Annotated in this window: 24 protein-coding genes; 11 read left to right on the forward strand and 13 right to left on the reverse strand. The window is 66.3% G+C overall.

All coding sequences use genetic code 11. The features are described from left to right. The first annotated feature begins 50 nt into the window (after positions 1–50). The 6 genes from OLX02_RS07800 to OLX02_RS07825 all read left to right on the forward strand — a co-directional run bounded on the left by OLX02_RS07800 (position 51) and on the right by OLX02_RS07825 (position 7889). The gene (locus OLX02_RS07800) at positions 51–1145 is read left to right on the forward strand and encodes an acyl-CoA dehydrogenase family protein (RefSeq protein ID WP_264421715.1); all 1095 of its coding nucleotides are present in this window, start codon (positions 51–53) and stop codon (positions 1143–1145) included. Further along, positions 1142–2347 (forward strand): acyl-CoA dehydrogenase family protein, encoded by a 1206-nt coding sequence (locus OLX02_RS07805; protein WP_264421717.1) that lies wholly within the window; start codon positions 1142–1144, stop codon positions 2345–2347. Before OLX02_RS07800 ends, OLX02_RS07805 begins: the two co-directional genes overlap by 4 nt. Before the next feature lie 74 nt (positions 2348–2421). Further along, positions 2422–3402 (forward strand): NAD(P)H-dependent flavin oxidoreductase, encoded by a 981-nt coding sequence (locus OLX02_RS07810; RefSeq protein WP_264421718.1) that lies wholly within the window; start codon positions 2422–2424, stop codon positions 3400–3402. Beyond that, on the forward strand, positions 3399–4181 hold the full coding sequence (locus OLX02_RS07815) for an SDR family oxidoreductase (RefSeq protein WP_264421719.1): 783 nt from the start codon (positions 3399–3401) through the stop codon (positions 4179–4181). Before OLX02_RS07810 ends, OLX02_RS07815 begins: the two co-directional genes overlap by 4 nt. A gap of 19 nt (positions 4182–4200) precedes the next feature. Further along, positions 4201–6249, forward strand: coding sequence for a 3-hydroxyacyl-CoA dehydrogenase NAD-binding domain-containing protein (locus OLX02_RS07820; RefSeq protein ID WP_264421720.1), 2049 nt, complete (start codon positions 4201–4203; stop codon positions 6247–6249). Positions 6250–6410: 161 nt separating this feature from the next. Continuing rightward, positions 6411–7889, forward strand: a complete 1479-nt coding sequence (locus OLX02_RS07825; protein ID WP_264421721.1) for an ArnT family glycosyltransferase — start codon at positions 6411–6413, stop codon at positions 7887–7889. Positions 7890–7970: 81 nt separating this feature from the next. Here OLX02_RS07825 and OLX02_RS07830 read toward each other — a convergent pair whose 3' ends face one another. The 7 genes from OLX02_RS07830 to OLX02_RS07860 are packed head-to-tail and all read right to left on the reverse strand — an operon-like array spanning position 7971 to position 14742. After that, positions 7971–8501, reverse strand: coding sequence for a VOC family protein (locus OLX02_RS07830; protein WP_264421722.1), 531 nt, complete (start codon positions 8499–8501; stop codon positions 7971–7973). Beyond that, positions 8498–9946 carry a dihydrolipoamide acetyltransferase family protein gene (locus tag OLX02_RS07835; protein ID WP_264421724.1) on the reverse strand — a complete coding sequence of 483 codons (1449 nt, stop codon included), beginning with the start codon at positions 9944–9946 and terminating at the stop codon, positions 8498–8500. Before OLX02_RS07835 ends, OLX02_RS07830 begins: the two co-directional genes overlap by 4 nt. Before the next feature lie 12 nt (positions 9947–9958). Next, positions 9959–10972: an alpha-ketoacid dehydrogenase subunit beta gene (locus tag OLX02_RS07840; protein WP_264421725.1), complete on the reverse strand. Its 1014-nt coding sequence runs from the start codon at positions 10970–10972 to the stop codon at positions 9959–9961. Between the two features lie 17 nt (positions 10973–10989). Beyond that, a complete protein-coding gene (locus OLX02_RS07845; protein WP_264421727.1) occupies positions 10990–11964 on the reverse strand; it encodes a thiamine pyrophosphate-dependent dehydrogenase E1 component subunit alpha in 975 nt (324 codons plus the stop codon). Positions 11965–11976: 12 nt separating this feature from the next. Next, a complete protein-coding gene (locus OLX02_RS07850; protein ID WP_264421729.1) occupies positions 11977–13191 on the reverse strand; it encodes an acyl-CoA dehydrogenase family protein in 1215 nt (404 codons plus the stop codon). 7 nt (positions 13192–13198) lie between these two features. Further along, positions 13199–14350, reverse strand: a complete 1152-nt coding sequence (locus OLX02_RS07855) for a thiolase family protein (RefSeq protein WP_264421731.1) — start codon at positions 14348–14350, stop codon at positions 13199–13201. After that, positions 14347–14742 carry a Zn-ribbon domain-containing OB-fold protein gene (locus tag OLX02_RS07860; RefSeq protein ID WP_264422071.1) on the reverse strand — a complete coding sequence of 132 codons (396 nt, stop codon included), beginning with the start codon at positions 14740–14742 and terminating at the stop codon, positions 14347–14349. Before OLX02_RS07860 ends, OLX02_RS07855 begins: the two co-directional genes overlap by 4 nt. A gap of 162 nt (positions 14743–14904) precedes the next feature. Between OLX02_RS07860 and OLX02_RS07865 the strand changes: the two genes are divergently transcribed. Beyond that, entirely contained in the window at positions 14905–15726 is an 822-nt protein-coding gene (locus OLX02_RS07865) for an esterase/lipase family protein (RefSeq protein WP_264421732.1), read from the forward strand. Positions 15727–15774: 48 nt separating this feature from the next. Here the strand turns inward: OLX02_RS07865 and OLX02_RS07870 are convergent, their stop codons facing one another. From OLX02_RS07870 to OLX02_RS07885, 4 genes are all read right to left on the reverse strand, one after another. Beyond that, positions 15775–16356, reverse strand: a complete 582-nt coding sequence (locus OLX02_RS07870) for a GNAT family N-acetyltransferase (RefSeq protein WP_264421734.1) — start codon at positions 16354–16356, stop codon at positions 15775–15777. Further along, on the reverse strand, positions 16356–17453 hold the full coding sequence (locus tag OLX02_RS07875) for an alpha/beta fold hydrolase (protein ID WP_264421736.1): 1098 nt from the start codon (positions 17451–17453) through the stop codon (positions 16356–16358). Before OLX02_RS07875 ends, OLX02_RS07870 begins: the two co-directional genes overlap by 1 nt. Positions 17454–17520: 67 nt before the next feature. Continuing rightward, positions 17521–17913, reverse strand: a complete 393-nt coding sequence (locus OLX02_RS07880) for a hypothetical protein (RefSeq protein ID WP_264421738.1) — start codon at positions 17911–17913, stop codon at positions 17521–17523. Between the two features lie 38 nt (positions 17914–17951). Further along, positions 17952–18716, reverse strand: coding sequence for a helix-turn-helix transcriptional regulator (locus tag OLX02_RS07885; RefSeq protein ID WP_264421740.1), 765 nt, complete (start codon positions 18714–18716; stop codon positions 17952–17954). Between the two features lie 145 nt (positions 18717–18861). On the opposite strand from OLX02_RS07885, the gene OLX02_RS07890 reads away from it, so the two are divergent. After that, positions 18862–19971 carry an acyl-CoA dehydrogenase family protein gene (locus OLX02_RS07890; protein ID WP_264421742.1) on the forward strand — a complete coding sequence of 370 codons (1110 nt, stop codon included), beginning with the start codon at positions 18862–18864 and terminating at the stop codon, positions 19969–19971. 137 nt (positions 19972–20108) lie between these two features. On the opposite strand, the gene OLX02_RS07895 is transcribed toward OLX02_RS07890, so the two are convergent. Both OLX02_RS07895 and OLX02_RS07900 read right to left on the reverse strand, forming a co-directional pair. After that, entirely contained in the window at positions 20109–20822 is a 714-nt protein-coding gene (locus tag OLX02_RS07895) for a ThuA domain-containing protein (protein WP_264422072.1), read from the reverse strand. 71 nt (positions 20823–20893) lie between these two features. Beyond that, entirely contained in the window at positions 20894–22309 is a 1416-nt protein-coding gene (locus tag OLX02_RS07900) for an aromatic ring-hydroxylating oxygenase subunit alpha (protein WP_264421743.1), read from the reverse strand. 170 nt (positions 22310–22479) lie between these two features. Here OLX02_RS07900 and OLX02_RS07905 point away from each other — a divergent pair, with 170 nt between their 5' ends. Genes OLX02_RS07905 through OLX02_RS07915 form a run of 3 tightly spaced genes read left to right on the forward strand, consistent with a single transcriptional unit; the run spans position 22480 to position 24859 of the window. After that, positions 22480–23262, forward strand: coding sequence for an SDR family NAD(P)-dependent oxidoreductase (locus OLX02_RS07905; protein WP_264421744.1), 783 nt, complete (start codon positions 22480–22482; stop codon positions 23260–23262). Between the two features lie 5 nt (positions 23263–23267). Next, complete coding sequence (locus OLX02_RS07910; protein ID WP_264421746.1) at positions 23268–24083, forward strand: SDR family NAD(P)-dependent oxidoreductase; 816 nt, start codon at positions 23268–23270, stop codon at positions 24081–24083. Next, entirely contained in the window at positions 24080–24859 is a 780-nt protein-coding gene (locus OLX02_RS07915; RefSeq protein WP_264421748.1) for an SDR family NAD(P)-dependent oxidoreductase, read from the forward strand. The genes OLX02_RS07910 and OLX02_RS07915 overlap by 4 nt, the downstream gene beginning before the upstream one ends. Positions 24860–24922: the final 63 nt, after the last annotated feature.

Here is a 24922-nt window from a genome sequence, read left to right on the forward strand (position 1 = left end):
CGCCGGCAAGGCAGGCGTAAGGCAAGGCACTGGGACAGGAAAACGCAGGGATGTCGATCCTTTACGATGAAGGGCAGGAAGCGATCGCGACCGAATCGCGCCGCGTGCTCGATGCCCGAACGAGCAAGGACCGTTTGCTCAAGCTGCTGACCGAGGTGGGTCAGTTCGACAAGCCGTTCTGGGATACCGCGGTGGAGCAGGGCTGGACCGCGCTCGCCATTCCCGAAGAGCATGGCGGGCTTGGCCTTGGCCTCGCGGAACTCGGCCTTGTCGCCCAGGCGACCGGTGCCGCCACCGCCGGCGCGCCGTTCCTGACGGTGGGCTATGGCGCGGCGCAGGCGCTCGTCGCGGCGGGCGTTGCCGAGCTTCAGGCGCAGTGGTTGCCCAAGCTCGCCAGCGGTGAAGTGCTGGCCACGGTGGCCTTTGCCGAAGGCACGACGCCGCTTCCGGCCGCTCCTGCCGTCACGTTCGCGGACGGCAAGCTGACCGGCACGAAGCACGGCGTCACCGCCGGCATCGCGGCGGACGTGGCCATCGTTCTCGCCAGCCACGGCGGCAAGCCCGCGCTGGTGCTGGCCGAGCTTTCGGACGCGAACCGCGCTCCGATCGACAGCTATGACAACACCCGGCTCTATGCCGATCTCACTTTCTCCGGCACCCCGGGCGTTCTGCTGATCGAGGGCGAGGCCGCATCCACTCTCGCACTCGACCTGCTGGCGCGCATGGCGGTCGTCACCGCGCACGAGCAGACCGGCGGTGCCGAGGCGCTGCTGTTCACCGCGCGCGACTATGCGCTGACCCGCAAGGCATTCGGCCAGCCGATCGGCGCGTTCCAGTCGGTCAAGCACCGCATCGCCGAGCTTTACGGCTTCGTCGAGATCGCGCGCGCCAACTGCATCCATGCGGTCGCCAGCGAGGGGAAGGACAACTTCGTCCTTGCCGCCGCCGATGCGCGGATTGCGGCCACCGACGCCTATGACACCGCGGCGCGCGATACCGTTCAGGTCCACGGCGGCATCGGCGCCACGTGGGAAGGGGGGCTTCACCTCCACATGCGCCGCGCGCGCAGCCTTGCGGTCGAGCAGGGCAACCTGATGTTCTGGGAAGACCTGCTGGTCGATCAACTCGTCGGAGAACCGGCATGACCGATTTCGAAGCCTACCGCGCCAGCGCGCGCGCTTTCCTTGAATCCGTGGTTGGCGAATTCGGCAAGGAGGCTCGCCGCGGCCTCTCGGTGGAAGAAGACCTCGCCTATGGCCGCCGCTACATGGCCCGCAAGTATGACGCCGGTTTCGGCGGCATCAACTGGCCCAAGGAATATGGCGGCCAGGGCCTGACCCATACGCACAAGCTGATCTTCGATACCGAAGAAGCCCAGTTCGCGATGCCGGTGGTCTATTTCGGCATTTCGCTGGGTATGCCGGTGCCGATCCTGATGCACCACGGCCAGGACAAGGAATTCGTCAAGGAGCGCGTGACCAAGGCGCTGCGCGGCGAGGAGATCTGGTGCCAGCTGTTCTCCGAACCCTCGGGCGGCTCCGACCTTGCCGGTCTGCGCACCCGCGCCGAAGTGGACGGCAATGGCTGGAAGCTCAACGGGCAGAAGCTGTGGACCAGTTGGGCGCAGTATTGCGACTATGGCGTGATCGTGGCGCGCACCGATCCGGCCGCGCAGAAGCACAAGGGCCTGACCTACTATTGGGTGGACATGAAGGCGCCGGGCGTCGACGTGCGTCCGATCAAGCTCGCGGGCGGTGACAGCCACGTCAACGAAGTGTTCTTCGACGACGTGCGGCTGGAAGACAGCCAGCGGATGAGCCCGGTGGGCGGCGGCTTCGCGGTCGCCATGCACACGTTGATGATCGAGCGCTACATCGCGACCGACAGCGCAGGCTTCGGCCCGCCGCTCGACCTGTTCGTCGAGCTGGCCAAGGACACGGACTACGCCGGTCGCCCCGCGATCGAGGATGGCCGCATCCGTTCGGCCATCGCGCGCAACCATGCGATGCGCGCCGGGCTGGATTCGATCACCGCGCGCGCCATGCTGAAGATGCAGGCGGGCATGGAAGCCGGGCCGGAAGGGTCGCTGAACAAGCTGGTGGCGGTGCGCAGCCGCCAGAAGCTGTCCGAACTGGCGATGGACCTGAAGGGCAACTCCGGCTTCCCCTACAGCGAACACGTCTCCGCGCGTGAGGACTGGTCGGCCAGCTGGATCAACGCACCCACCGGCCGCATCGCTGGCGGGGCGGATGAAATGCTGCTCAATACCATCGCGGAAAAGATCCTCGGGCTGCCGCAGGATCACCGTCCGGACAAGGGCGTTCCGTTCAACCAGATTCCGGCCTGACCGGCCGGACAGTTGCCCGCCGCCGTCCTTTCGGGAAGGGCGGCGGGCGATCATTTTGATTCAGGAGGGGCCGCATGGCTTTCAAGACGCGCATTACCGAAATGCTCGAAATCGAGCATCCGATCGTCCAGGGCGGCATGATGAACGTGGGCACCGCGGAAATGGCTTCCGCCGTGTCCAACGCGGGCGGCCTCGGCATCGTCACCGCGCTGACCCAGCCCACGCCTGAAAAGCTGCGCGAGGAAATCGAGCGGACCCGTTCGATGACTACCAAGCCCTTCGGCGTGAACATGACGATCTTCCCGACCGTCAATTCGCCCGACTACAAGGCCTATGCCCAGGCGATCATCGACGGCGGGGTGAAGGTGGTGGAAACCGCCGGAACGCAGGCCGTGCGCGAAATCTGGGAAATGCTGAAGCCCCACGGCGTCAAGATCCTGCACAAGTGCACCGCGGTGCGCCACGCGCTTTCGGCCGAGCGGCTGGGCGTGGACGTGATCTCGATCGACGGCTTCGAATGCGCGGGCCATCCGGGCGAGGACGACATCCCCGGCCTGATCCTGATCCCGGCCGCGGCCGACAAGGTGAAGATCCCGCTGCTCGCCTCGGGCGGTTTCGGCGACGGGCGCGGCCTCGTCGCGGCGCTGGCGCTGGGTGCCGAAGGCATTAACATGGGCACGCGCTTCTGCGCCACGGTCGAAGCGCCGATCCACGACAACGTGAAGCAGGCCTATATCGACAATGACGAACGCGGCAGCTTCCTGATCTTCCGCAACTTCAAGAACACTGCGCGCGTCGGCAAGAGCGAGGTTTCCGAGGAAGTCGTGCGCCGTCTGGCCCAGCCGGAAGCGGTGTTCGAGGACGTGCGCGAACTGGTGGCAGGCACGGCGGGCAAGCAGTTGCTCGAAACCGGCGACCTGTCGAAGGGCGTGTTCTGGGCCGGCATGGTGCAGGGCCTGATTCACGACATCCCGACCTGCCAGGTGCTGATCGACCGGATCATCGCCGAAGCCGAAGCAGTCATTCAGGGCCGCCTCCAGGGCTTCCTGAAATGAAGATCGACGCCGGGATCGCGGCGGTCGTCACCGGCGGGGCCTCCGGCCTCGGCCGGGCGACGGCCGAAGCGCTCGCGGCGGCGGGTGCGAAAGTCGCCATCTTCGATCTGAACGAGGATGCGGGGCAAGAGGTGGCCGGGGCGATCGGCGGCCTGTTCGTCAAGGTCGACGTGACCAGCGAGGACTCGGTCCTCGCCGGCTTCGCTGCCGCGCGCGCAGCGCATGGGCAGGAGCGCGTGCTGGTCCACTGTGCGATGGTCAACCGCAAGGGCAAGACCGTGGGCCGCAACCGCGAGACGGGCGAATTCACCCGATTCTCGACCGAGGACTATGCCTTCGCCGTCGATGGCATCCTCACCGCCAGCTACCGCGTCGCCTCGTTGGCGGCGCTCGGCATGGCGGCGCTGGAGCCGCTTGAGGACGGCGAGCGCGGCACCATCGTGCTCACCTCTTCCGCCGCCGCGCAGGACGCGCAGGTGGGACAGATCGCCTATGGCTCGGCAAAGGCGGGGGTATCCGGCCTCGTCCTGCCGATGGCGCGCGATCTCATGGATCTCGGCATCCGGGTCAATGCGATCCAGCCGGGCATTTTCAACACGCCGCTGCTCGCGCGCAATTCGCAAAAGGTGCTGGACGGGCTCAACGCCTCGGTCCCGTTCCCCAAGCGCATGGGCGAGCCGCACGAATTCGCCAGCTTCGCGATGGAGCTGGTGCGCAACACATACTTCAACGGGCAGAGCATCCGCCTCGACGGCGCGATCCGCATGGCCCCGCGATAAACCAAGGGAGCAGGTTACAATGGGTCAGGTAGGCACGACCGAAGTCATTGACGGCATCGGCATTCTCACCATCGACAATCCGCCGGTCAATGCGCTGAGCGCAGCCACGCGGCAGGCGCTGCACGACGGGTTCACCCAGTTCGCCGCCGACGACAGCGTGAAGGCCATCGTGCTGATTTGCGCGGGCCGCACGTTCATCGCTGGCGCCGACATTTCCGAATTCGGCAAGGGGCCGCAGGGACCGGACCTCAACGCCGTGTTCAAGATCATCGAGGACGGCACGAAGCCGGTCATCGCCGCGATCCACGGCACCGCACTGGGCGGCGGTTATGAAACCGCGCTGGTCTGCCATTATCGCATCGCGGTGCCTTCGGCCAAGGTGGGCCTGCCGGAAGTCGCGCTCGGCCTGCTGCCCGGTGCCGGCGGCACCCAGCGCCTGCCGCGCATCGTCGGCGTTCCCGCCGCGCTCGACATCATGACCGGCGGCAAGCCGATCGGCGCGAAGAAGGCGCTGGAACTCGGCATGGTCGATGCGCTCGCCGAAGAGGGCAAGCTGCGCGAGGACGCCATCGCTTTCGCGAAGAAGCTGGTGGCCGAAGGTGGCCCGCTGGTGCGCGTGCGTGATCGTCAGGACAAGGTCGAGCAGTCGCGCGGCAAGCCCGAGATCTATGCCGATTACCTCAAGGCAAATGCCCGCGCGTTCCGCGGCTTCAAGGCGCCTTTCAACATCGTCAAGGCAATCGAGGCTGCGGCCGAACTGCCCTTCGACAAGGGCATGGAGCGCGAGCGCGAACTGTTCCTCGAACTGATGTCCAGCACCGAAAGCGCGGCGCAGCGTTACTACTTCTTCGCCGAACGCGAAGGCGCCAAGGTGCCTGACCTTCCGGTCGGCACGCCCACCCGCGACATCAAGAAGGTCGGCGTGATCGGCGCCGGCACGATGGGCGGCGGCATCACCATGAACTTCCTCAACGCGGGCATTCCCGTGACGCTGGTGGAAATGAACCAGGCCGCGCTTGATCGCGGCGTGGGCGTGATCCGCAAGAACTACGAGAACACCGCCGCGAAGGGCCGCATGACCGCCGAGCAGGTGGAACAGCGCATGGCGCTGATCACGCCGGCGCTCGGGCTGGAGGCCCTGTCGGACGTCGACCTCGTGATCGAGGCGGTGTTCGAGGAAATGGGCATCAAGAAGGACGTCTTCGGCAAGCTCGACGGCATTTGCAAGAAGGGTGCGATCCTCGCCTCGAACACCTCGTTCCTCGATCTGGACGAGATCGCCTCTGCCACTGCGCGGCCCGAGGACGTGGTCGGCCTGCACTTCTTCTCGCCGGCCAACGTCATGCGCCTGCTGGAAATCGTGCGCGGCGCGAAGACGGCGAACGATGTGCTGGCAACCGCGCTGAAGATCGCCAAGGCCATCGCCAAGGTGCCGGTGGTGAGCCGCGTCGGGCCGGGCTTCATCGCCAACCGCGTGATGGCGCCCCGGTCCTACGCCGCCAACGCGCTCGTGCTCGAAGGTCCCACCCCGACGGACATCGACGCTGCGATCTTCAACTATGGCTTCGCCATGGGGCCGTTCGCGATGACCGACCTTGTCGGGCTCGACGTGATCGGGCGCGGCAGCAACGAGCGCACGCTTTCGGGCGACCTCGTCAAGCTCGGCCGCCTCGGCCAGAAGTCGGGCGGCGGCTTCTACGACTATGACGAGAAGCGCAAAGCCTCGCCCAGCCCTGTGGCGGCACAGGTCATCGCCGATTTCGCCAAGGCCAAGGGAGTCACGGCAACCGGATCGCTTTCCGAACAGGAGATCGTCGCGCGGCTGCTTTACCCGGTGGTCAACGAAGGCGCCAAGGTGCTCGAAGAAGGCGTGGCCATCCGCGCCAGCGACATCGATGTGGCCTGCATCCTGGGCTACAACTGGCCGCTCTACACCGGCGGCCCGATGTTCTGGGCCGATACCGTGGGCCTTGCCAAGGTGGTCGAAGGGCTGAAGGCGGCCGGCATCACGCCGTGCAAGCTGCTGGCCGAGAAGGCCGCAAGCGGCGGAAGCTTCACGCGCGGCTGATTACGCGCGACAGCGCAATGAATGAGGGGGAGCGGCCCGGTGCCGCTCCCCTTTTTCGTGCGCGGGAGCGGGGTTTCACCTCATGCTAACCATCACGAAAGGCTTTGCGGGCTAAGCCCGGCCCGGTCGCTGCCCGATCAACGGCGCGACGGGGGAAGCACGTGGACGCCATCACCGCCGCCGCAGACGCGCCATCCGTAAAGGCCCGGCCGGAGTTTCTGCGCCGGGATGGCTGGGCGATCCTCGCCATCGTTGCGGCGTCGCTGCTGCTGCGCATCTGGTGGTTTCACAGCCCGGTGGTGGATCATGACGAACAACTCTATTCGCTGATCGGCCGCGAAATGCTGGAGGGCCGGCTGCCCTATGTCGAAGTGTGGGACCGCAAGCCGATCCTGCTGTTCCTGATCTACGCGGGGGCGCATGCCCTGTTCGGCCCGGATCCGGCGGCCTATCTCGTGGTCGCGGACCTGTTTGCCTGCCTCGGTGCGTGGCTTGTGTTCCGCATGGCCGCGCTCATGGCGGACCGCGCCACCGGGCTGGTGGCCGCTCTGCTCTACCTTGTCGGCATGGGCATCTATGGATGCCGCGGCGGGCAGAGCGAACTGTTCTTCACGGTGCCCTGCCTTGCCATGACATGGCTGCTGCTCACGCGCCCGGGCTCGCTGCGCGCGCTGTGCTGGGCGATGCTGCTGGGCGGGCTGGCCATCCAGATCAAGTATACTGCCGCGCCATTCTGCGCGGTGTTCGGATTGGCAGCGCTTGCCGAGCGTTGGCGCGCGCACGGTGATCCGCGGCGCCTGCTGCGCGAGGCGGTGCTGTTCGCGGCGCTCGGCCTTGCCCCGACGCTGGCCGTCACGCTGGTCTATGCGGCGCTGGGTCACTTCCAGGCGTTCGCCTATGCCAATTTCCTGTCGGTGTTCGACCGCCCGCCCGTGACGGGGCGCTGGCATCCCCGGACGCTGTCCGTCATCGGGCCGCTGGTGCTGACCATCGCCGCGGGGGTATGGGCCTATTTCCGCACGGGGCGCAGCTATCCGCCGCGCTCCTATGGCATCATCGCCCTGATGACGCTGGCCGCGCTCGCCTCGATCTACTTCACCGCCAACGTCATCGCCTATTACTATGCATTTCTGGTGCCGTGGGCGGTGCTGCTGGCGGTGCCGTTCATCGACTTGCGCGCCGGATCGGGGAAAGTCGGCGCAGCGATCCTGCTGGCCGCGTTCGGGACGGCGGCGAACCTGCCCACGCGGATCGCCGAGGGGCAGCGCGACGAACGCGCCTTTGCGCTGCTGGTGGCGCAGGTCCGTGCTGCCGGACCGCACGCCGGCCTCTATGTGTTTACCGGCCCGACCGCGCTCTATCCGGCCACCGGGCACGATGGCGGCGTCTATCCGTTCGCGTCGCATCACAGCAACTTGTTCGAAGCCGGTGCATTGGGCCGTCCGCAACAGGCGCTCGTGGCCGAGGCACTGGCGCGTAAACCCGCGTTCATCGTCACCCGCCCGGACTATGCCGCGCACCGCGATACGCGGACGGCGTCCACGGTGATGGCCGAAATCCGGGCGCATTATGCAGCGGCAGCCCGGGTGGAGATCCTGGGTGACAAGCTGGTGCTGTGGAAGCGGCACCAGGGCTCCTGACGCGAAAAGGCCCGGTGCACCGCCCCCACGGTGCACCGGGCCTTCGTGGCCTGAACTCGGCGTCTTCAGGCCAGTTTGAACTTAGCCCAGGATGCGCAGCGGTTCGCTGCCGTCCCAGTCCTTGCCGGCGTCCTTGATCATCTGGAAGATCGCGTCCGCTCCGGTCATGTTCTGGAGCAGTTCGACCACGCCGCCGGGGCCCGCGCCCGGGTCGACGTAGATCACTTCACCGTCTGCACCGACCTTGCCTTCGACCAGGATCGTGGCGCTCGCTTCGGCACAGGCCGCGCGCGCTTCCTCGATCGAATCGACGAAGATGCAGATGTGGTGCAGCTGGTCAGTCACCGCGTATTCGCCAGTGTAGATCGACGGTGCGCGGTTTTCCGGGCGGATCAGCTCGATCTGGACATCGCCCCAATAGGCGATGGCGATCGAGAACACCGCGTCGGTCGGCACGCCCTTGTACTTGGCTTCGCCCAGCGCGACGTTCTCCATCAGGTAGAACGGCCCGACCTGCATGGTTTCGGTCCAGTACTTCACCGCCGCGTCGAAATCCTGCGGCAGATAGGCAAGCTGGCCGATCGGCCCCAGTTCGTGGATCTTGCGCGTCACTGGAACAGTCCTTCGGGATTTTCGATGAGTGCCTTGAGGGTCTGGAGGAACTGGGCACCGAGAGCGCCGTCGATGGCGCGGTGGTCGACGGACATGGTGAACTGTATGCGGCTTTCGAAGCCGATGTCACCGTTGGGGAGTTCGACCGCGACCTTGTTCACGCCGCCGACCGCGAGGATCGCGCCCTGGGGCGGGTTGATGATCGCGTCGAACTGCTCGATCCCGAACATGCCGAGGTTGGAGACGGAGAAGGTGCCGCCGTCCATGTCCTCGTAGCCGAGCCGTCCGGCCTGGGCCTTGTCGATCAGCGCGCGGGTTGCCGCCGCGAGCTGCGCGATGTGCATCCGGTCGGCCTGGCGCACGATCGGGGTGACGAGGCCCTTGGGGCTGGCCACCGCGATCGCCACGTCGGCGTGCGGGTAGAGGTGCACTTCGTCGCCGTGCACCTGCACGTTGACCGCGGGATGCTTCACCAGCGACAGCGCCACCGCCTTGACGATGTAGTCGTTGATCGACGCCTTGGTGCCGAGCACGAGGTTGGCCGTCTTGCGCAGCGCCATCAGCTCGTCCACCGCCGCCGAGACGCGCAGGTAGAAGTGCGGGATGGTCTGCTTGGCCTCGGTCAGGCGGCGGGCGACGACCTTGCGCACCTTGTCGAAGGGCTGGACCGCGGGCTGGTTGGCGACCAGTTCGAACGGCGCGCCGAAGGCGACCGCACCGGCGGGGGCCGCCGGCTTGACCAGCGCGAGCACGTCGGCCTTCGAGATGCGGCCGCGCGGGCCGGTGCCGACGAGGCCCGACAGGTCGATGTCGTGCTGCGCGGCGATGCGGCGGGCGAGCGGCGAGGCGAAGATCGCCGCGATCTCGGCCGGCAGCGGCGCCGTGCCGCGCAGCACCGGGCCGCGATCGGGACGCAGCGCCTGCGCGACGTCCTGGTAGGTGATCCGGCCATTGCGGCCCGAACCCTCGATCTCCTCGATGTCGACGCCTTCTTCCTCGGCGAGCTTGAGCGCCTCGGGGCTGATCGGACGGTTGGTCACGATCTTCTTCGGCGTGCGCGCGGGTGCCGCGGCCGGAGCCGCTGCTGCCGGGGCAGGGGCCGCCGCCGGGGCGGAGCCGCCGCCGGACTTGGCCGCGACCGAGGTTTCGGCGGGCTTGAAGCTTTCGACGAAGGCATCGATCTCGGCGTCGGTCGCGTCGGCATCGGCGAACACGGCGAGCAGCGCGCCCACCGGATAGGCTTCCTCACTCGCGGGGACGAGCAGGCGCTTGAGCACGGCATCGTACTCCGCCTCGACCTCGTTGGTGATCTTGGCGGTTTCGATCAGGCAGAGCGTCTGGCCCTTGGAGAAGGCGTCGCCTTCCTTGACCATCCATTCGGCGATGGTGCCCTCGGTCATCTCGATGCCCCACTTGGGCATGCAGAAGGGGCGGATATTGGCCATGAAGCGGCTCCTTTAGCGGTAAGCCAGAACCTTGCGCACCGCGGCCTCGATCTTGTCGGCCGAGGGGAGGTAGGCAGATTCCAGCTCACGCGCGAACGGGATCGGGGTGTGCGGCGGGTTGACCGCCTGCGGCGGCGCCTTGAGACTGGCGAAGGCCTTGTTGGCCACCGTCGCGCAGATGTCGGCGGCCAGGCTGCAGCGCGGCGGCGCTTCGTCGACGACGACCAGGCGGCCGGTCACCTCGACCGAATCGAGGATCGATTCCTCGTCGATCGGGCTGGTGGTGCGCAGGTCGATCACGTCGCAGCCGATGCCTTCGGCAGCGAGCTTGTCGGCCACGGCTTCGCAGAAGCCCAGCAGCAGGCCGGTCGAGACGATGGTCACGTCCTGCCCCGCGCGCGACAGGCGCGCATGGCCGAACGGGATCATGTAGTCCTTGTCGTCCGGCACTTCGCCCGAGACGCCGTAGAGCGCCTTGTGCTCGAGGAAGATCACCGGATCGTCATCGCGGATCGCGGCGCGCAGCAGGCCCTTCACGTCGGCCGGCGTGGTGGGCATGACCACCTTGAGGCCGGGCATGCCGGTCAGGATCTGGTGGACCGACTGGCTGTGCTGCGCGGCGGCGTTGTAGCCCGCGCCATAGGCCATGCGGATCACCGCGGGGCACTTGGTCTTGCCGCCGAACATGTAGCGGAACTTGCCGATCTGGTTCCAGATCTGGTCCAGCGAAACGCCGATGAAGTCGGCGAACATCAGTTCGGCGATCGGGCGCTTGCCCGACAGCGCCAGACCGGCCGCCGCGCCCATGATCGCGCTTTCCGAGATCGGGGTGTCGATCACGCGGTCGGCGCCGAACCGGCCGTAGAGCCCGGTCGAGGTCGACCAGATGCCGCCGATGGCTTCGGGCCCGCCCGGCGTGCCCATGCCGCCGACCACGTCCTCGCCCAGCACGACGACGTTCTCGTCGCGCTCCATTTCCTCTGCGATCGTCGTAACGACGGCGTCGCGATACATCATCTTGGCCATGGCTTTCGCTCCCCGCCTCAGTACGAAATGTAGACGTCGGTGAGGACGTCCTCGGCCGTGCCGCGCGGTGCGGCCTTGGCCTGGCGGACCGATTCCTCGATCGCTTCGAGCACTTCGGCATCGAGCGCGTCGAGATCGGCATGGTCGAGCAGCTTGGCGTCGGTCACGCTCTTGCGGAAGTTCTTGAGGCAGTCGCGCAGCTCGCGGATGCGGTCGAGTTCGCCCGGGCCGCGGTAGCGCTGCGGGTCGCCCTCGAAGTGGCCGAAGAAGCGCTCGGTGTCGAATTCCACCGCGGCCGGGCCATTGCCGGGCACGCGCACGTATTCCAGCACTTCGCGCATCGTCTCGAACACCGAGAAGAAGTCGGTGCCGTCACCGCGCCACACCTTCATGCCGAACGCTTCGGCGCGGCTGGCGATGTCGCGGGTGGTGCCGACCGCGTATTCGAAGCCGGTGTGCTCGGAATAGTGGTTGTTCTCGAACACGAAGATGGTGGCGGCCTTGGTCACCACGGCCATGTTCATGGCCTCGAAGGTGGTGCCCTGGTTGCACGCGCCGTCGCCCGAGAAGGCGATCGAGACGTGGCCGTTGCCGTCGATCTTGGCGGCGATGCCCGCGCCCACCGCGATCGGCGCGCCGCCGCCCACGATGCCGTTGGCGCCCAGCATGCCCTTGTCCACGTCGGCGATGTGCATCGAGCCGCCCTTGCCCTTGCACAGGCCCTCGCGGCTGCCCCAGATCTCCTTCATCATCCCGTTCACGTCGCAGCCCTTGGCCAGGCAGTGACCGTGGCCGCGGTGCGTCGAGACGATCTTGTCCTCTACCGAAAGATGTTCGCACACCCCCACCGCAACCGCTTCCTGGCCGCAGTACAAATGCGTGAAACCGGCAATCTCGCCGGTCTGGATATCAACGTGAAGGCGTTCCTCAAACTCTCGGATCACCTTCATCTGGCGATAGGCGCGCAATAGCGCCTCACGGCTCAGCTGCATCCTTCTCTTCCCTTATAGGCCAAGCACGGTCCGGGCGATGATCCCGGCCTGCACTTCGTTGGTACCGCCGAAGATCGTCCACGCGCGGCTGTTGAGATAGCGGGCGGCGGCCACCTGGGCCGCCTTGGAATGGACCGCCGGCGGGGCATTGTCGCCATAAAGCGGGCGGATTGTGTCAAGCTGCAGGCCTGCAGGGCCGAGCACGTCCACCGCGAGGAGATCGACTTCCTGGCGCAGGTTCGACGCGAGCAGCTTGGTCAGCGAGGTCTGCGGACCCGGCGGACGGCCCTTGGCCACTTCCGACAGGATCTTCAGCTCGATCATTTCCAGCGACTGCACGCCGAGCCGTGCCTTGGCGACACGGCGCTTCCACTGTGCGTCGTCGGCCAGCTGGCCACCGCGCCCGTCGCTCTGTTCGCGCGCCATGGCTTCGACCTGTTCGAGGTCATAGCCCAGCTTGGGTGCGTGGCACGAACCGCCGCGCTCGTTTTCGAGCAGGAACTTGGCGAGCTTCCACCCGGCGCCTTCCTCGGCGATGCGGTTTTCGACGGGGACGATCACGTCCTCGAGGAAGACCTGGTTGACCTCGTGGTCACCCGCCAGCGTCAGGATCGGGCGCACCGAGACGCCCGGCTGGTTCATGTCGATCAGCAGGAACGAGATGCCCGCCTGCTTCTTCACCGCCGGATCGGTGCGCACCAGCGTGAACATCATGTTCGCCCAGTGTGCGTGGGTGGTCCAGATCTTCGAGCCGGTCACCTTGTAATGCGTGCCGTCCTCGCTCAGCACCGCGCGGGTCTGGAGCGAGGCGAGGTCCGAGCCGCTGCCCGGCTCGGAGAAGCCCTGGCACCAGTAATCCTCGCCCGACAGGATGCGGGGCAGGTACTTGGCCTTCTGCTCCGGCGTGCCGAAGGAATAGATCACCGGCGCGACCAGCTTGAGGCCGAGCACCGTCAGGTTCGGCGCGCCGGCCAGCGCGCATTCCTTCTCGAAGATATAGCGCTGCACGGGGCTCCAGCCAGTGCCGCCCACGTCCTTGGGCCACTGGTAGGCCAGCCAGCCCTGCTCGTTCAGCACCTTGTTCCACTGCTGGCCGATGTCCGGCTCGACGAACACGGTGGGCGACGCAGCCGCGCCGTCCTTCACGTCCTGCGGCAGGTTCGCGGTCAGGAACGCGCGAACCTCGTCGCGGAACGCGGTCTCTTCGGGGGAAAGTTCGATATCCATGGTTTCTTCAGCGTTCGAGGATGGTCACTGCCGAGACGCCGGGGGCGCCATAGACGTGACTATAGGCAGTTTTGGGATCGCCGGGGACCTGGCGGCCGCCGCCGTCGCCGCGCAGTTGGACGACGTTCTCGTAGACCTGGCGCAGGCCAGAGGCGCCGATCGGTTCGCCGCAGGCAAGGCAGCCGCCGTCCGTGTTGACCGGCAGTGCGCCGCCGATCTCGGTCCGGCCTTCGGCGAGCCAGGCTTCCTGCTCGCCGTTCTTGCAGAAGCCGTTCTCGGCCATGTGCATGATCTCGGCGCCGCACTCGGTGTCCTGCAACTGCGCGACCTTGATATCCTCGGGACCGATGCCGGCCATGCGGAACGCATCGGCAGACGCGATCTGCGTCGCCGTGGCGGTGCCGCCGCCGATATCGATCGAAGGCGCGAAGACCTCGAAGCTCTTGGGCGGGCGGGTGCGCATGGCCGCGGCCTTGAGCCGGATCATCGGGCGGCCGAGTTCGCGCGCCTTCTTCTCGCTGGCGAGGATCAGCGCCACGCCGCCTTCGGCGGGCGAGCAGAACATGTACTTGGAGTAGGGGTCGGACACCATCGCGCCTTCGAGGATTTCCTCAAGCGCGACCGGCTCGCGCCGCCAGGCGTGATCGGCATGGACCGCGTTGCGGAATGCCTTCTCCGCGACCCGGCCCAGCGTCGTGCGGCTGATGCCGTGCTCGTGCATGTAGCGCGTGATCTTGTTGGCGAAGAACTGCGTGGTGACCATGTAGCCGGCATCGCCGTACCAGTCGGGCAGGTTGTATTCGCTCGGCAGCGCGTTGAACGCGCCGCGCGGGTGCTTGTCGAAGCCGACCGCGAGGCCCAGCTCGAACTCGCCCGACTTGATCGCCATCTGCGCGCTGAACAGGGCAGAGCCACCCGCGGCGCAACCGTTGCGCACGTTGATGAACTGCACGCCGGTCAGGCCGAGGCGTTCGACCATCGTGTCCGGGTTACCGGCCGCGTCGGAGCCGCCATAGGCGAACTGGACGTCGCTCCATTCGACGCCCGCGTCGGCAAGCGCCTGACGCACCGCGAAGACGCCCTGGTCGAGGCCGGAAACGCCATCGGTGCGCCCGAACGGGTGAATGCCGATGCCGACGATGCAGACGTCGCCGCTCATGCTGATGCTCCTGCGGGTTGGAAGGCGTGGACCAGTACGCTGTCGGCCGCTTCGGGATTGAGCGGCACAAGGGTCAGTTCCAGATCCATGCCGATGCGGATGTCCTCGAACTCCACGTTGGCGAGTCGGCTCTCGACGATGACCTCGCCGGGCAGTTCGACATAGCCCACGGCCCACGGACGAAATGCCTCGGGACCGGCGTAGGGCGGGCTTTTCGGGCGGAAACGCTGGATCGTGTAGGACCACAGCTTGCCGGTGCGCGAAAGCGGGAACGGCTCGAAACGGTCGCCGGGCGGGCAGGGGAAGACAATGCGCCCGCTCTCCTTGTCGCGGCCGCCGATCAGCCGTGGCGGATTTTCCGCAGTAAACAGCCCTTCGGCAATATCGCGCATCATGGCCCCTGTCCCATCTCGCACGAGCGCTGCGCTCATCCGATTCCTTAGCCGTGCCCTTAAGCATCACCCCCGGTCCCTTAAGCGACTCTGCAAAACGCTAGGGTTGTTCCTTTTGCCAGTGTGGCACTGATGTGTCGGACAAATGGAGGAATGCCGCAGATGGCCGTCGTCAGGTTCGAAAAGCCCACGCCTCCCCGCCGGGATCACATCGCGCGTGATGCAGTGGGCGAGATCCGTCGTCCTCATTTCGGCTGGACCGCGCTCGAAGGCGCGCGCCTCCTGGCGGAGGCCGGCACGCTGGCGATGAGCTGGCCGCTGCTGTTCTCCGCGCCGCGCGGCGACGGGCACCCCGTGATGGTCCTGCCCGGTTTTGCCACCAACGACACGATGACCGGCCTGCTGCGCAAGTTCCTGTCGCTTGTGGGCTATGAAGTGTTCCCGTGGGATCTTGGCTGGAACCTCGACCAGCATAGCGCCGGTGAGAACGGCGAGCACGTCGCCCGCCGCATCGAGGAAATCGCCGACCGCGCCGGTGCGCGCGTCAGCCTCGTCGGCTGGAGCCTTGGCGGCGTGATCGCGCGCGAAGCGGCACGGCGCGATCATGGCGCGCTACGGCAGGTGATCACGCTGGGCAGCCCGTTCACCGGCAATCCCCGCGCCACCAGCCTCAGCACGATGTACGAACTGCTGACCGGCAACAAGGTGTCCTCGACCGACACCGCCGCGCGCTACGCCTTCGGGCATCACCCGCTGAAAGTGCCGTCCAGCGCCATCTACAGCCGCAGCGACGGCATCACCGCGTGGGAGAACTGCGTCAGCGAGACCGACGCGCAGACAGAGAACATCGAGATCCATTGCAGCCACTTCGGCTTCGTTGCGAATCCGGCGGTGTTCTATGCGGTGGCAGATCGGCTTGCGTTGCCGGAAGGCGATTGGCGCGCGTTCGACCGCGCCGGTCCGTTCTCGGCATTCTACCCCTGAAGCGCCCCGTGCGCCCCTGGTGATGCCAGGGGCGCACGCAGAAAGCGCTTACCCCAGCCCGTAGATCCGCTTCAGCCCGCCCTGCCGGTCGAGGTTCAGGGCCATGATCGCGATGTCGTGCGTATCGCCTTCTGCGTCGCGTACGTGATCGCGCAGCAGCGCCTCGGGCAGGAAGCCCATGTCCTCGAACACCTTGAGCGCGCCTGCCTGGTCCGGGGTCAGCCGCGCCACGATCTTGGTCACCGGCAGATCGAGCGCCTGCGCCATGCATTCCTGAGTCAGTGCGCGGCCGAAGCCGCTGCCGCGCAGGCCGGGATCGACCACGATGCGGACCTCGGCGACGTGGGGCGACCAGCTCAGCTCGTCGCGGACCAGCGCGGTGCAGCCGGCCACCTTGCCGGCGACGTCATGCGCGACCAGGCTGCGCATCATGCCGCGTTCGACCTGTTCGATCCACGCCGCCACCACTTTCGGGTTGCGGATGTCGCGGGCCAGGAACAGCAGGTCGTGCGCCGGGATCGAGCGGGCAAAAGCCACCACATCCTCGGCATCTTCGGCCACCATCGGGCGCACCGTCATGCGGTGCGCCTTGGCGACGATGGTGCGCGGGTAGGTAAGGGTATCGGACATCACACGGACCTTTTGCCAAGCCAGTCGTCGATCAGGGGCCACAGCCGCCGGAGGGCGGCGGGACCGGCCACGAGGCTGACGTGGCCGCCCTTGGAGAGGATTTCCTCGCGGTCTTCCGATCCCGTCAGCGTCATCAGCGGGCTGGCCGCTTCCCTGCTGACGACATGGTCGTGCTGCGCGATGATGTTGAGAATGGGAACCTTGACGCGCGACAGATCCGCGATGCGCCCGCCCACGTCGAGCGTTCCCTCGACCAGCGCGTTCGCCCACATCAGCTTCTTGATCTGCTCGCGGAAATATTCGCCGGGCACCGGCAGCGTTTCGGCTGCCCAGCGATCGAACATCCGATAGGACCGGACAAATTCGTCGTTCCACATGTTCGACCACAAGTGCAGCCGGCCCGCGGTGCGGTTCGCCGGACGCGACAGGTCGAACGCGCCGAGCATCAGTTCGGGCGGGATCACGCCCAGCCGGTCGACCACCATGTCCACGTCGAAGTGGCGCTTGTCGGCCCAGGTCTGGAACAGCCGCATTGTCGAAAAATCGATGGGGGTGGCGAACAGCATCAGGTTTTTCACCCGGTTCGCTTCGCCCGGCCCGGTGTGCAACGCGGTGTGGATCGTCGCCAGCGTGCCGCCCATGCAATATCCGGCCAGCGTCACCTCGCGTTCGCCGGTGATCTCCTCTATCCGCGCCATGCTGTCGGGAATGAAGCGGTCGACATAGTCGGTCAGGCCAAGGTGCGATTCGTCATGGCGGGGCGGTGCCCAGTCCAGATTGAACACATCGTAGCCGCGCTGGAGCAGAAATTCGACCATGCTCTGGCCGGGGGCGAGATCGAAGATATAGCCCTTGTTGCTCGGCGGAGAGACGATCAGCAGCGGAAGGCGATAGATTTCGTCCACCACGGGGCGATAGCGATAGAGCATCGCGGTGCCTTCGCGGTGGACCAGATCCTTGGCCATCGCGCCCACTTCCTGCCGCCCGGCGGCCAGGAACTCCAGGCCCTTGATGTTGCGCTTCAGCGCACGGTCCACTTCACGCCGGACGCGCTCGCCGACCGCTTCGGGCGATAGCTGCCCCGTTCCCTCGCTCACGATGGCCGATCCCCCTTGTTTCGCATCGTGCCCCTTCGGTTCATCCTTGTCCCCCCGGTCAAGGTGTTCAGGCTTTCTTGGTCGGCGCAGCCGTCGGCTGGCGGGTGCGCTTCGGCTCGGGAGGCACCGGCACTGCCTCGGCCGGCGACGCGTTGCCCGGCTTCAGCGCCCTGGCCTCGACGGCCAGCCGCAACCGGTCGATCGAATCCTCAATGGCGTCGAGCCGCTCGGTCAGCGCCTCGATCTGCACCTTGCTCGGCATGTTGAGCGTGCGCAGCATTCCTTCCATCTGCTCGGCGACGGAGCGCTGGACGATCAGCTGGATGCGCGTCACGCCGCCCATCATGGAGCTGAACTGCTCGCTCTCGGTCAGCTTGCCAGACCAGCTGTTGATCTCTTGCTCCCACTTCTGGACCATGTCTGCCCATGTGGCGATTGGATCGAACGGCTTGTCGGACATGCGGTCTCCCTGTGGTTCACGAGGAAAGGATATCGGGATCAGGTGGTGAGCGAGATGTAGCCCAGCTGCGCGGCCTTGAAGACGGTCTGACTGCGGTTGACCGCGTTCAGCTTCATCGAGGCATTGTGGATGTGGAAGCGCACCGTCGCGCGGCTGCGACCCATGATCATGCTGATTTCAAGGTCGGTCTTGCCGATGGCAGCCCAGCGCAGGCATTCGACCTCGCGCTTCGAAAGGCGCGATCCCGGCGGCAGGGCCTGTACCGACCCCATCGCGTGGACATAGCTGGCGATGAAAGTGCGCGAATAGATGCCGAACGCGTCGCCGAGTTCGATGAACATATCGTCCAGCTCGGTCAGTTCGGGATCGAGCGGATTGAAGCTCACCGCGCCGATCTGGCCGAAGGGCAGGTGGACCGGCACCACGATCGCGGCGCGGGTCATTGCCCGGTTCTCGAAATTGGTGAGGTCGATCGCGGTCAGGTAGTGGTTCGACTGGCGGGTGTGGAACCCGCTGGCGTTGACCCAGAACGGCTCGCTTTCGAAGCGGCAGGCCGAGGTGATCGGGGAATCGAGCGCGATGCGCGAGTTGCGCCACCACACCTTCTCGTCGTTCCAGCCGAACACGTCGTGGGCGAGGATATTGCCGACGGCGTCGACCGGCGTGCGCTTGTCGGCAATGTCGTGGGCCGGAGCCGCGCGCATTCCGGCAGCAAGCGCAATCTTGTTGAGGGCCTCGGCCGCTCTCCTGACGTCGTCCGGCCCACTAATCCGGACCGAATCGATGGTTTCCACCGAAAGCACAGCTCTCTCCCAAGGCCTATGCTCGGTCATACCGGGCGCAGCATTTTTTAACAATCACTCCGGAAGTCTTATTGTGCCTAGCCTTTTGCCCAGCGGTGAGCGGGTCGGCGACGATGATAGAGGTCCGCGCAAAGGGAGAACGCCCGTGAATTTCGACCTCACCGAGGACGAAGAAATGCTCAAGGCCCTGGCCGAGCGTTTCGTCGATGACCATTACGATATCGATCGCCGCCGCGCCTACGTTGCGACGGACCAGGGTTTTTCGCCGCAGAACTGGGCATTGCTCGGTGAACTCGGCCTGATCGCGGCGCCGTTCGCCGAACAGCATGGCGGCCTTGGCCTCGATGCGACGGGGATCGCCACCGTGTTCGAAGCGCTGGGCCGCGGCCTGGTGGTCGAACCGCTGATCGAGGCGGTGCTGGTCGCTGGCCGCACGTTCGCTGCCGCTGCGCCCGATGCGCTGCGCGATCAATGGATGGATGGCCTGCTCAGCGGCACGCGCCGCATGGCGCTGGCCCACGCCGAAGCCGGCAGCCGCGCGGGCAGCCTGTGGGTTGCCACCGCCGCCAAGGGTGAGGGCGACAGCGCCACGCTTACCGGCGCCAAGCCCTTTGTCGTCACCGGCGCGGGTGTGGACGGCTATGTCGTCACGGCGCGCACGGGCGGGGCGCCCGGCTCGACCGACGGCCTTGGCCTCTATTTCGTCGAAGCGGGCGCACCCGGCCTTACCGCCACGTCGTGGCGCATGGCCGATGGCTCGGTCGCGGCCTCGCTGGTGCTGGATACGGTGCCGGCGGTGAAGCTGAACGGCGGCGCCGCGCTGCTGGCCTCGATCGAGGAAATGGCCTCGCTCGCGCGTTCGGCCGAAGCGCTGGGCATCATGCAGCGCCTGTTCGACGATACGCTGGACTATCTGCGCACGCGCGAACAGTTCGGCAGCCCGCTCGGCCAGTTCCAGGCGATCCAGCATCGCATGGCCGCCCAGTATACGGCGATCGAGCAGGCCCGTGCGCTGCTCAACCTCGCCATGGTCACGCAGGGCACGCCGGACTTCGCTTCGGCGGTGCAGGGCGCGCGTGCGTTCATCGCGCCGGCGGCCCTCGAACTCGGTCACGAGATGATCCAGTTCCACGGCGGCATGGGCGTGACCGACGAACTCATCGTCGGCCACGGCCACAAGCGCCTGCTGGTGCTCTCGCGCTGGCCGGACGATGCGGATGCTGCGCTCGACCGCTTCGCCGGGATCGCCGCCTGAACCCAGTCGCATTGCGAACATGAAATAGCCCGGTGCGGAGATGTCCGCGCCGGGCTTTTTCGTGTCCTTGATACAAGAAGGGCGACAGGCGCTGGAAATGCGCGCCTGTCGCCCGTTCTCGCGTCGGCTGGCAAATGTCAGGCCGGCTTGGGCGCCCGTTCCTTGAGCCAGCCGATACCGCGGCGCAGCAGGTCATAGAATACGGGCAGGTCCCACGCGCAGCGATCCACGGTGGGCCACCAGTCGAGCATCGGCTGAAGGTCGTAGTGCCCGCGGCAATGGCCCAGCGTGTTGTAGAGCACCGCGCCCTTGCCGTGGCCCTTGATGTACATCACCGGATGCACGCCCGGCGCGGCTGCCGCCTCGACGAAGCCGGTGCCTTCTTCGGTGCAGTCGGTTTCCAGCAGGACGTGCAGGTCGCCGTGATACTCCATGTGGTAGAGTTCATCGGTGGTGTCGAACGGCTCGATGCCCTGCGTCAGCGGGTGGTCGTGGTCGGCCACGGTCACCGTGTAGGGCGCGATGGGAGGGTGGCTGATGAACTGGCTGCCCAGCATGTCCATCATCAGCGGCGCCCAGCGCGGCGCGTCCCACAGCCCGGCATTGTCGCCCTCGGTCAGCAGGCGCAGCACCGAATTGGTGCCGTGCAGCGCATACCAGCGCCCGCCGTTACCGAGCCACGCCCGCAGCGCTTCCTGCGCCTTGAGCGAGGGCGTGACGTCGCAGGTGTAGGTGATGAGGATATCGGCTTCCTCGATCGCCGCGACGTTCTCGTAGTCCTCGAACACGCGGGTGCGGACCGACGGGTCTTCGGACAGGAGCTTGAGCAGCTCCAGCCGGGCGAAGTCCATGTCGTGCCATACGCCGCCGCAGACCAGCACGCAGTTGATGCGCGGCGGGTGGCTCTCGGTCTCGCCCGCGCTCACTTGGGTGCTCCCAGGGTGCCGTTCAGGTACTTGTCCAGCGTCTGGTGGAACTGGCGGATGCGGATTTCCTGGTAGTCGCCCAGGTTCACTTCGCCGGTCTTCGAGGCGTGGAGACCCTCCTGCACGAACGGCAGGTTTTCCATGTCCTGCTCGAACACATGGCCGAGCACGCCCAGTTCGGGAGCGTCGGTCCACTTCTGGTCCTTGCCCAGCAGCTTCATCGGCGCGCCGCGCGGGATCGGCTCGCCCTTCTTCACGCGGGCGAGGATGCGCACTTCCATCAGGCAGGTGTCGGGCGTGGTACCCGGCTTCCAGCGATAGACGATGTTCGGCATGAACCCGCCCCACGGCGCGAAGTTCGGGAACACGTTGTAGACCAGGCCGTCGAGCAGTTCGGCATCGGTGGCATCGTCGTGGTCGTAGCCGGTCTGCTCGGTGTAGCCCTTGCGCATTGCCGCGCCCAGGGCCGCGCGGGCGGTCACGCCTTCGGGCACGCTGACGGCAAAGGGGTCGGCGCCTTCATAGTTGTCGCCGGAGCGGCCGTTGTACTTCACGAACTCGTCGACGATCCACTGCTGGGTCTTGCCCTCGGGATCGATGTGCGGGCTCATGATGCCGAACGGCACGAGGTTGACGTTCACGTTGTCGCCCCAGGTCCAGTAGGCGGCATTGCAGTCGCCGGTGAACGGCAGCAGCTGCGGGTGCGTGACGACGGTGTGCCACGCTTCCATGAAGGCCTCCGCCGTCACCTTCCAGTTGGCCTGCACTTCCTTGGCGACGTAGATCACCGTGGTGCATTCCTCGTGGCGCCAGCGCTTGAAGAACTCGGGGAGCGGCGCGAGGAATTCCTCGAGGCTCGGACCGCCCTTTTCCTCGCGGATGAAGATGTAGCCGCCCCAGCGACCCACTTCCGCCTCGGGCAGGCCCATCTGTTCCTTGGGCAGGTGCTTGAAGTCCCACGAGCAGGGCATGGAATCGAAGCTGCCGTCCTTGTTCCAGGCAAAGCCATGGAACGGGCAGACGAACTTGTCGGCCGTGCCGTCCTCGGTGCGCAGCTTGCGCCCGCGGTGGAGGCAGACGTTGTGGACGGCCTTGACCGAGCCGTCTTCCTGGCGGCTGATCAGGTAGGAACGCCCGGCGTTCTCGAACACGATGTAGTCGCCGGCTTCGGGAAGCTCTTCCTCACGCGCGGCGAACTGCCACACGTAGGGCCACATCTTCTCGCGCTCCAGCTTGGCGAATTCCTCGCTGGTGTAGCGTTCCGCGGCCAGCGGCTCGCTGCCGCGATACTGGTAGCTCTCGTCCGTCAGGATCGCCGGGGCAGGACGGCTGTCCTGCGCCAGAAGCTCCTGCCAGCTGATGCCTTCGCTGCGGGCCACGCCGCCGCCGAGGTTGGGATCACGGTCAGCCATTTACTCGATTCCTCACCCAAAAAACCGGATTCCGGTCATTGCTGCAGGTTTTGGCCCTCGCGCGCGCGGGCGTCACCTTGCGAAAAAGCATAGGTTGCGCAGCCTGAACCCCGGCCTACGACATCGCACAATAGAGAATCCTTGTATGCCCCAGAGGCGGGAGAGAACAATTGGCTGGTAGACTTGAAGGCAAGGTCGCGCTCGTCACGGGTGGAACGACCGGGATCGGCGCTGCTGCGGTAAGGCGGCTTTCGGCTGAAGGCGCGAAGGTGTACTTCACCGGATCGAAGGAAGAGCCGGCGCGCGCGCTGTGCGACGAGACCGGCGCCACGTTCAGCAAGCTGCGCGTGCAGGATGCGGCCGGCTGGCCGGGCCTAATCGACGAGATCATCGCCGCGCATGGCCGGCTTGATGTGGCATTCGCCAATGCCGGCACGGAAAGCGGCGATGGCAGCATTGAAGATGTCGGGCTGGAAGGCTGGAACAACATCGTCGCCGTCAACCAGACCGGCGTGATGCTGACCGTTCAGAACGCGATCCTGGGCATGAAGCGCAATCCCGAAGGCCCTGTCGGCTCGATCATCATCAATTCCTCGATGAACGCCACGCGTCCGCTCGGCAACTACGTCGCCTATTCGGTGACCAAGGCTGCGGTCTGCGCGCTTGCCAAGTCGGCGGCGGTCTATTGCGGGCAGAAGAAGTACAAGATTCGCGTCAACGCGATCCTGCCCGGCGTGGTGGAAACCCCGCTGATCACCCAGATCATGAACGCGCAGCCCGATCCGGCCGCAGCGCGCGCGATGTACGAGGGCATGGCCCCGATGGGCCGCATGGCCCAGATCGACGAAATCTCCGGTCTCGTCGCCTACCTCGCCTCGGATGAGGCAGGGTTCATTTCCGGCGCGGAAATCGCGATCGACGGCGCAACGACCGCCGGCATGATGGGGGTCTGATGAGCATGGAACATTCTGCACAGCGCCTGAAGGGGCGCGTCGCTTTCGTCTCCGGCGGCCTGCGGGGCATTGGCCTCGCCTGCGCCGAGCGCTTCCTGGCCGAAGGCGCGGAAGTGGTGCTCTCGGACCTCGACGCCGAAGACAGCGCCACCGCCACCGAAGTGATGGCGAAGCTGGGGCAGGCGGCAAGCTATGTCTCCGCCAACGTCGCCAAGGAAGAGGACTGGGTACGCGCGGTCGCGCTCGTCAAGGAACGCCACGGCAAATGCCATATCCTGGTGAACAACGCCGGTATCGACCTGACCGGGCCGGTTGAAGACCTGACCATGGAAGGCTGGCGCCGGATCATGTCGGTCAACGTCGATGGCGTGTTCCTGGGCACCAAGCATTTCGTGCCCATGATGGCCGAAAGCGGCAAGGACTTCCGCGGCGGTTCGTCGATCATCAACGTCAGCTCGATCATGGGCCTCGTCGGCATGAATGAAGTGTCGGCCTACAACGCCAGCAAGGGCGCGGTGCGGCTGTTCACCAAGGGCATCGCCATCGAGTTCGCGCACAAGAAAACGCCGATCCGCGCCAACTCGCTGCATCCCGGCTTCGTCGAGACGCCGCTGCTCAAGGCGGGCTTCCAGCGCTGGGTCGACCAGGGCTTTGCCGAGAAGTCCGACGATCTTGTCGCCGGCGTTGTGGGCAGCACCCCCATCGGCCGCCTGGCACAGCCGTCCGAACTCGCTTCGGCGGCATTCTTCCTCGCCAGCGACGACAGCAGCTACATGACCGGCGCCGAGCTGGTCATCGACGGGGGCTGGACCGCGCAATGACCATCGCACTCGACAACGTCGTCGCTGTCGTCACCGGCGCGGCCGGGGGCATCGGACGCGAACTGGTCAAGGCGCTGAAGGCGGCCAATGCCACGGTGATCGCCACCGACATGGCCGAGGAAGCCGACATCGAGGGCGCGGACGTCTACATGCGCCACGACGTGACCAGCGAACTGGACTGGGAAGCGCTCGCTGGCCTGATCTACAAGGACTATGGCCGTCTCGACGCGCTGGTGAACAACGCGGGCATCTCGATCGTCGAGAAGTTCGAGGACACCAGCCTTGAGGCGTTCCACCGGGTCAATGCGGTGAACGTCGATTCGATCATCATCGGCACGCAGATCCTGCTGCCGCTGCTGATCGAGGGCGGCAAGTCGCGCAAGGGCGGCGCCTCGGTGGTCAACTTCTCCAGCGTGGGCGGCCTTCGCGGCGCACCGTTCAACGCGGCCTATTGCACCAGCAAGGCGGCGGTGAAGATGCTCTCGAAGTGCCTCGGCGCCGAGTTTGCGGCGCTCGGCTACAACGTGCGCGTGAACTCGGTTCATCCGGGCGGCGTCGATACCGAAATGCTCGGCTCGATCCTGGATCGCTATGTCGCGATGGGCGCGGCGCCGTCGCGCGAAGTGGCACAGGCGGGCATGGAAGCACGTCACCCGATCGGCCGGCAGGGCCGTCCCGAGGAAATGGGCGGCGGCGTGGTCTATCTGTGCAGCGAGGCGGCCAGCTTCGTCACCTGCACCGAATTCGTCATCGACGGCGGTTTCAGCCAGGTTTGACCCTGCTGTTGCTGCCGGCATGAAAAAGGCCCCGGTTCCGATAAGGAGCCGGGGCCTTTTCAA

The sequence above is a fragment of the Novosphingobium sp. KCTC 2891 genome, from assembly GCF_025938155.1.
Classification (GTDB): domain Bacteria; phylum Pseudomonadota; class Alphaproteobacteria; order Sphingomonadales; family Sphingomonadaceae; genus Novosphingobium.

Coding starts and splice junctions, on each gene's coding strand:
- OLX02_RS07855 (WP_264421731.1), bottom strand. CDS start 14,350: ATGAGCGGCGACGTCTGCATCGTCGGCATCGGCATTCACCCGTTCGGG.
- OLX02_RS07845 (WP_264421727.1), bottom strand. CDS start 11,964: ATGCAGCTGAGCCGTGAGGCGCTATTGCGCGCCTATCGCCAGATGAAG.
- OLX02_RS07910 (WP_264421746.1), top strand. CDS start 23,268: ATGGAACATTCTGCACAGCGCCTGAAGGGGCGCGTCGCTTTCGTCTCC.
- OLX02_RS07815 (WP_264421719.1), top strand. CDS start 3,399: ATGAAGATCGACGCCGGGATCGCGGCGGTCGTCACCGGCGGGGCCTCC.
- OLX02_RS07800 (WP_264421715.1), top strand. CDS start 51: ATGTCGATCCTTTACGATGAAGGGCAGGAAGCGATCGCGACCGAATCG.
- OLX02_RS07850 (WP_264421729.1), bottom strand. CDS start 13,191: ATGGATATCGAACTTTCCCCCGAAGAGACCGCGTTCCGCGACGAGGTT.
- OLX02_RS07810 (WP_264421718.1), top strand. CDS start 2,422: ATGGCTTTCAAGACGCGCATTACCGAAATGCTCGAAATCGAGCATCCG.
- OLX02_RS07870 (WP_264421734.1), bottom strand. CDS start 16,356: ATGTCCGATACCCTTACCTACCCGCGCACCATCGTCGCCAAGGCGCAC.
- OLX02_RS07865 (WP_264421732.1), top strand. CDS start 14,905: ATGGCCGTCGTCAGGTTCGAAAAGCCCACGCCTCCCCGCCGGGATCAC.
- OLX02_RS07860 (WP_264422071.1), bottom strand. CDS start 14,742: ATGCGCGATATTGCCGAAGGGCTGTTTACTGCGGAAAATCCGCCACGG.
- OLX02_RS07900 (WP_264421743.1), bottom strand. CDS start 22,309: ATGGCTGACCGTGATCCCAACCTCGGCGGCGGCGTGGCCCGCAGCGAA.
- OLX02_RS07820 (WP_264421720.1), top strand. CDS start 4,201: ATGGGTCAGGTAGGCACGACCGAAGTCATTGACGGCATCGGCATTCTC.
- OLX02_RS07895 (WP_264422072.1), bottom strand. CDS start 20,822: ATGGACTTCGCCCGGCTGGAGCTGCTCAAGCTCCTGTCCGAAGACCCG.
- OLX02_RS07880 (WP_264421738.1), bottom strand. CDS start 17,913: ATGTCCGACAAGCCGTTCGATCCAATCGCCACATGGGCAGACATGGTC.
- OLX02_RS07915 (WP_264421748.1), top strand. CDS start 24,080: ATGACCATCGCACTCGACAACGTCGTCGCTGTCGTCACCGGCGCGGCC.
- OLX02_RS07835 (WP_264421724.1), bottom strand. CDS start 9,946: ATGGCCAATATCCGCCCCTTCTGCATGCCCAAGTGGGGCATCGAGATG.
- OLX02_RS07840 (WP_264421725.1), bottom strand. CDS start 10,972: ATGGCCAAGATGATGTATCGCGACGCCGTCGTTACGACGATCGCAGAG.
- OLX02_RS07805 (WP_264421717.1), top strand. CDS start 1,142: ATGACCGATTTCGAAGCCTACCGCGCCAGCGCGCGCGCTTTCCTTGAA.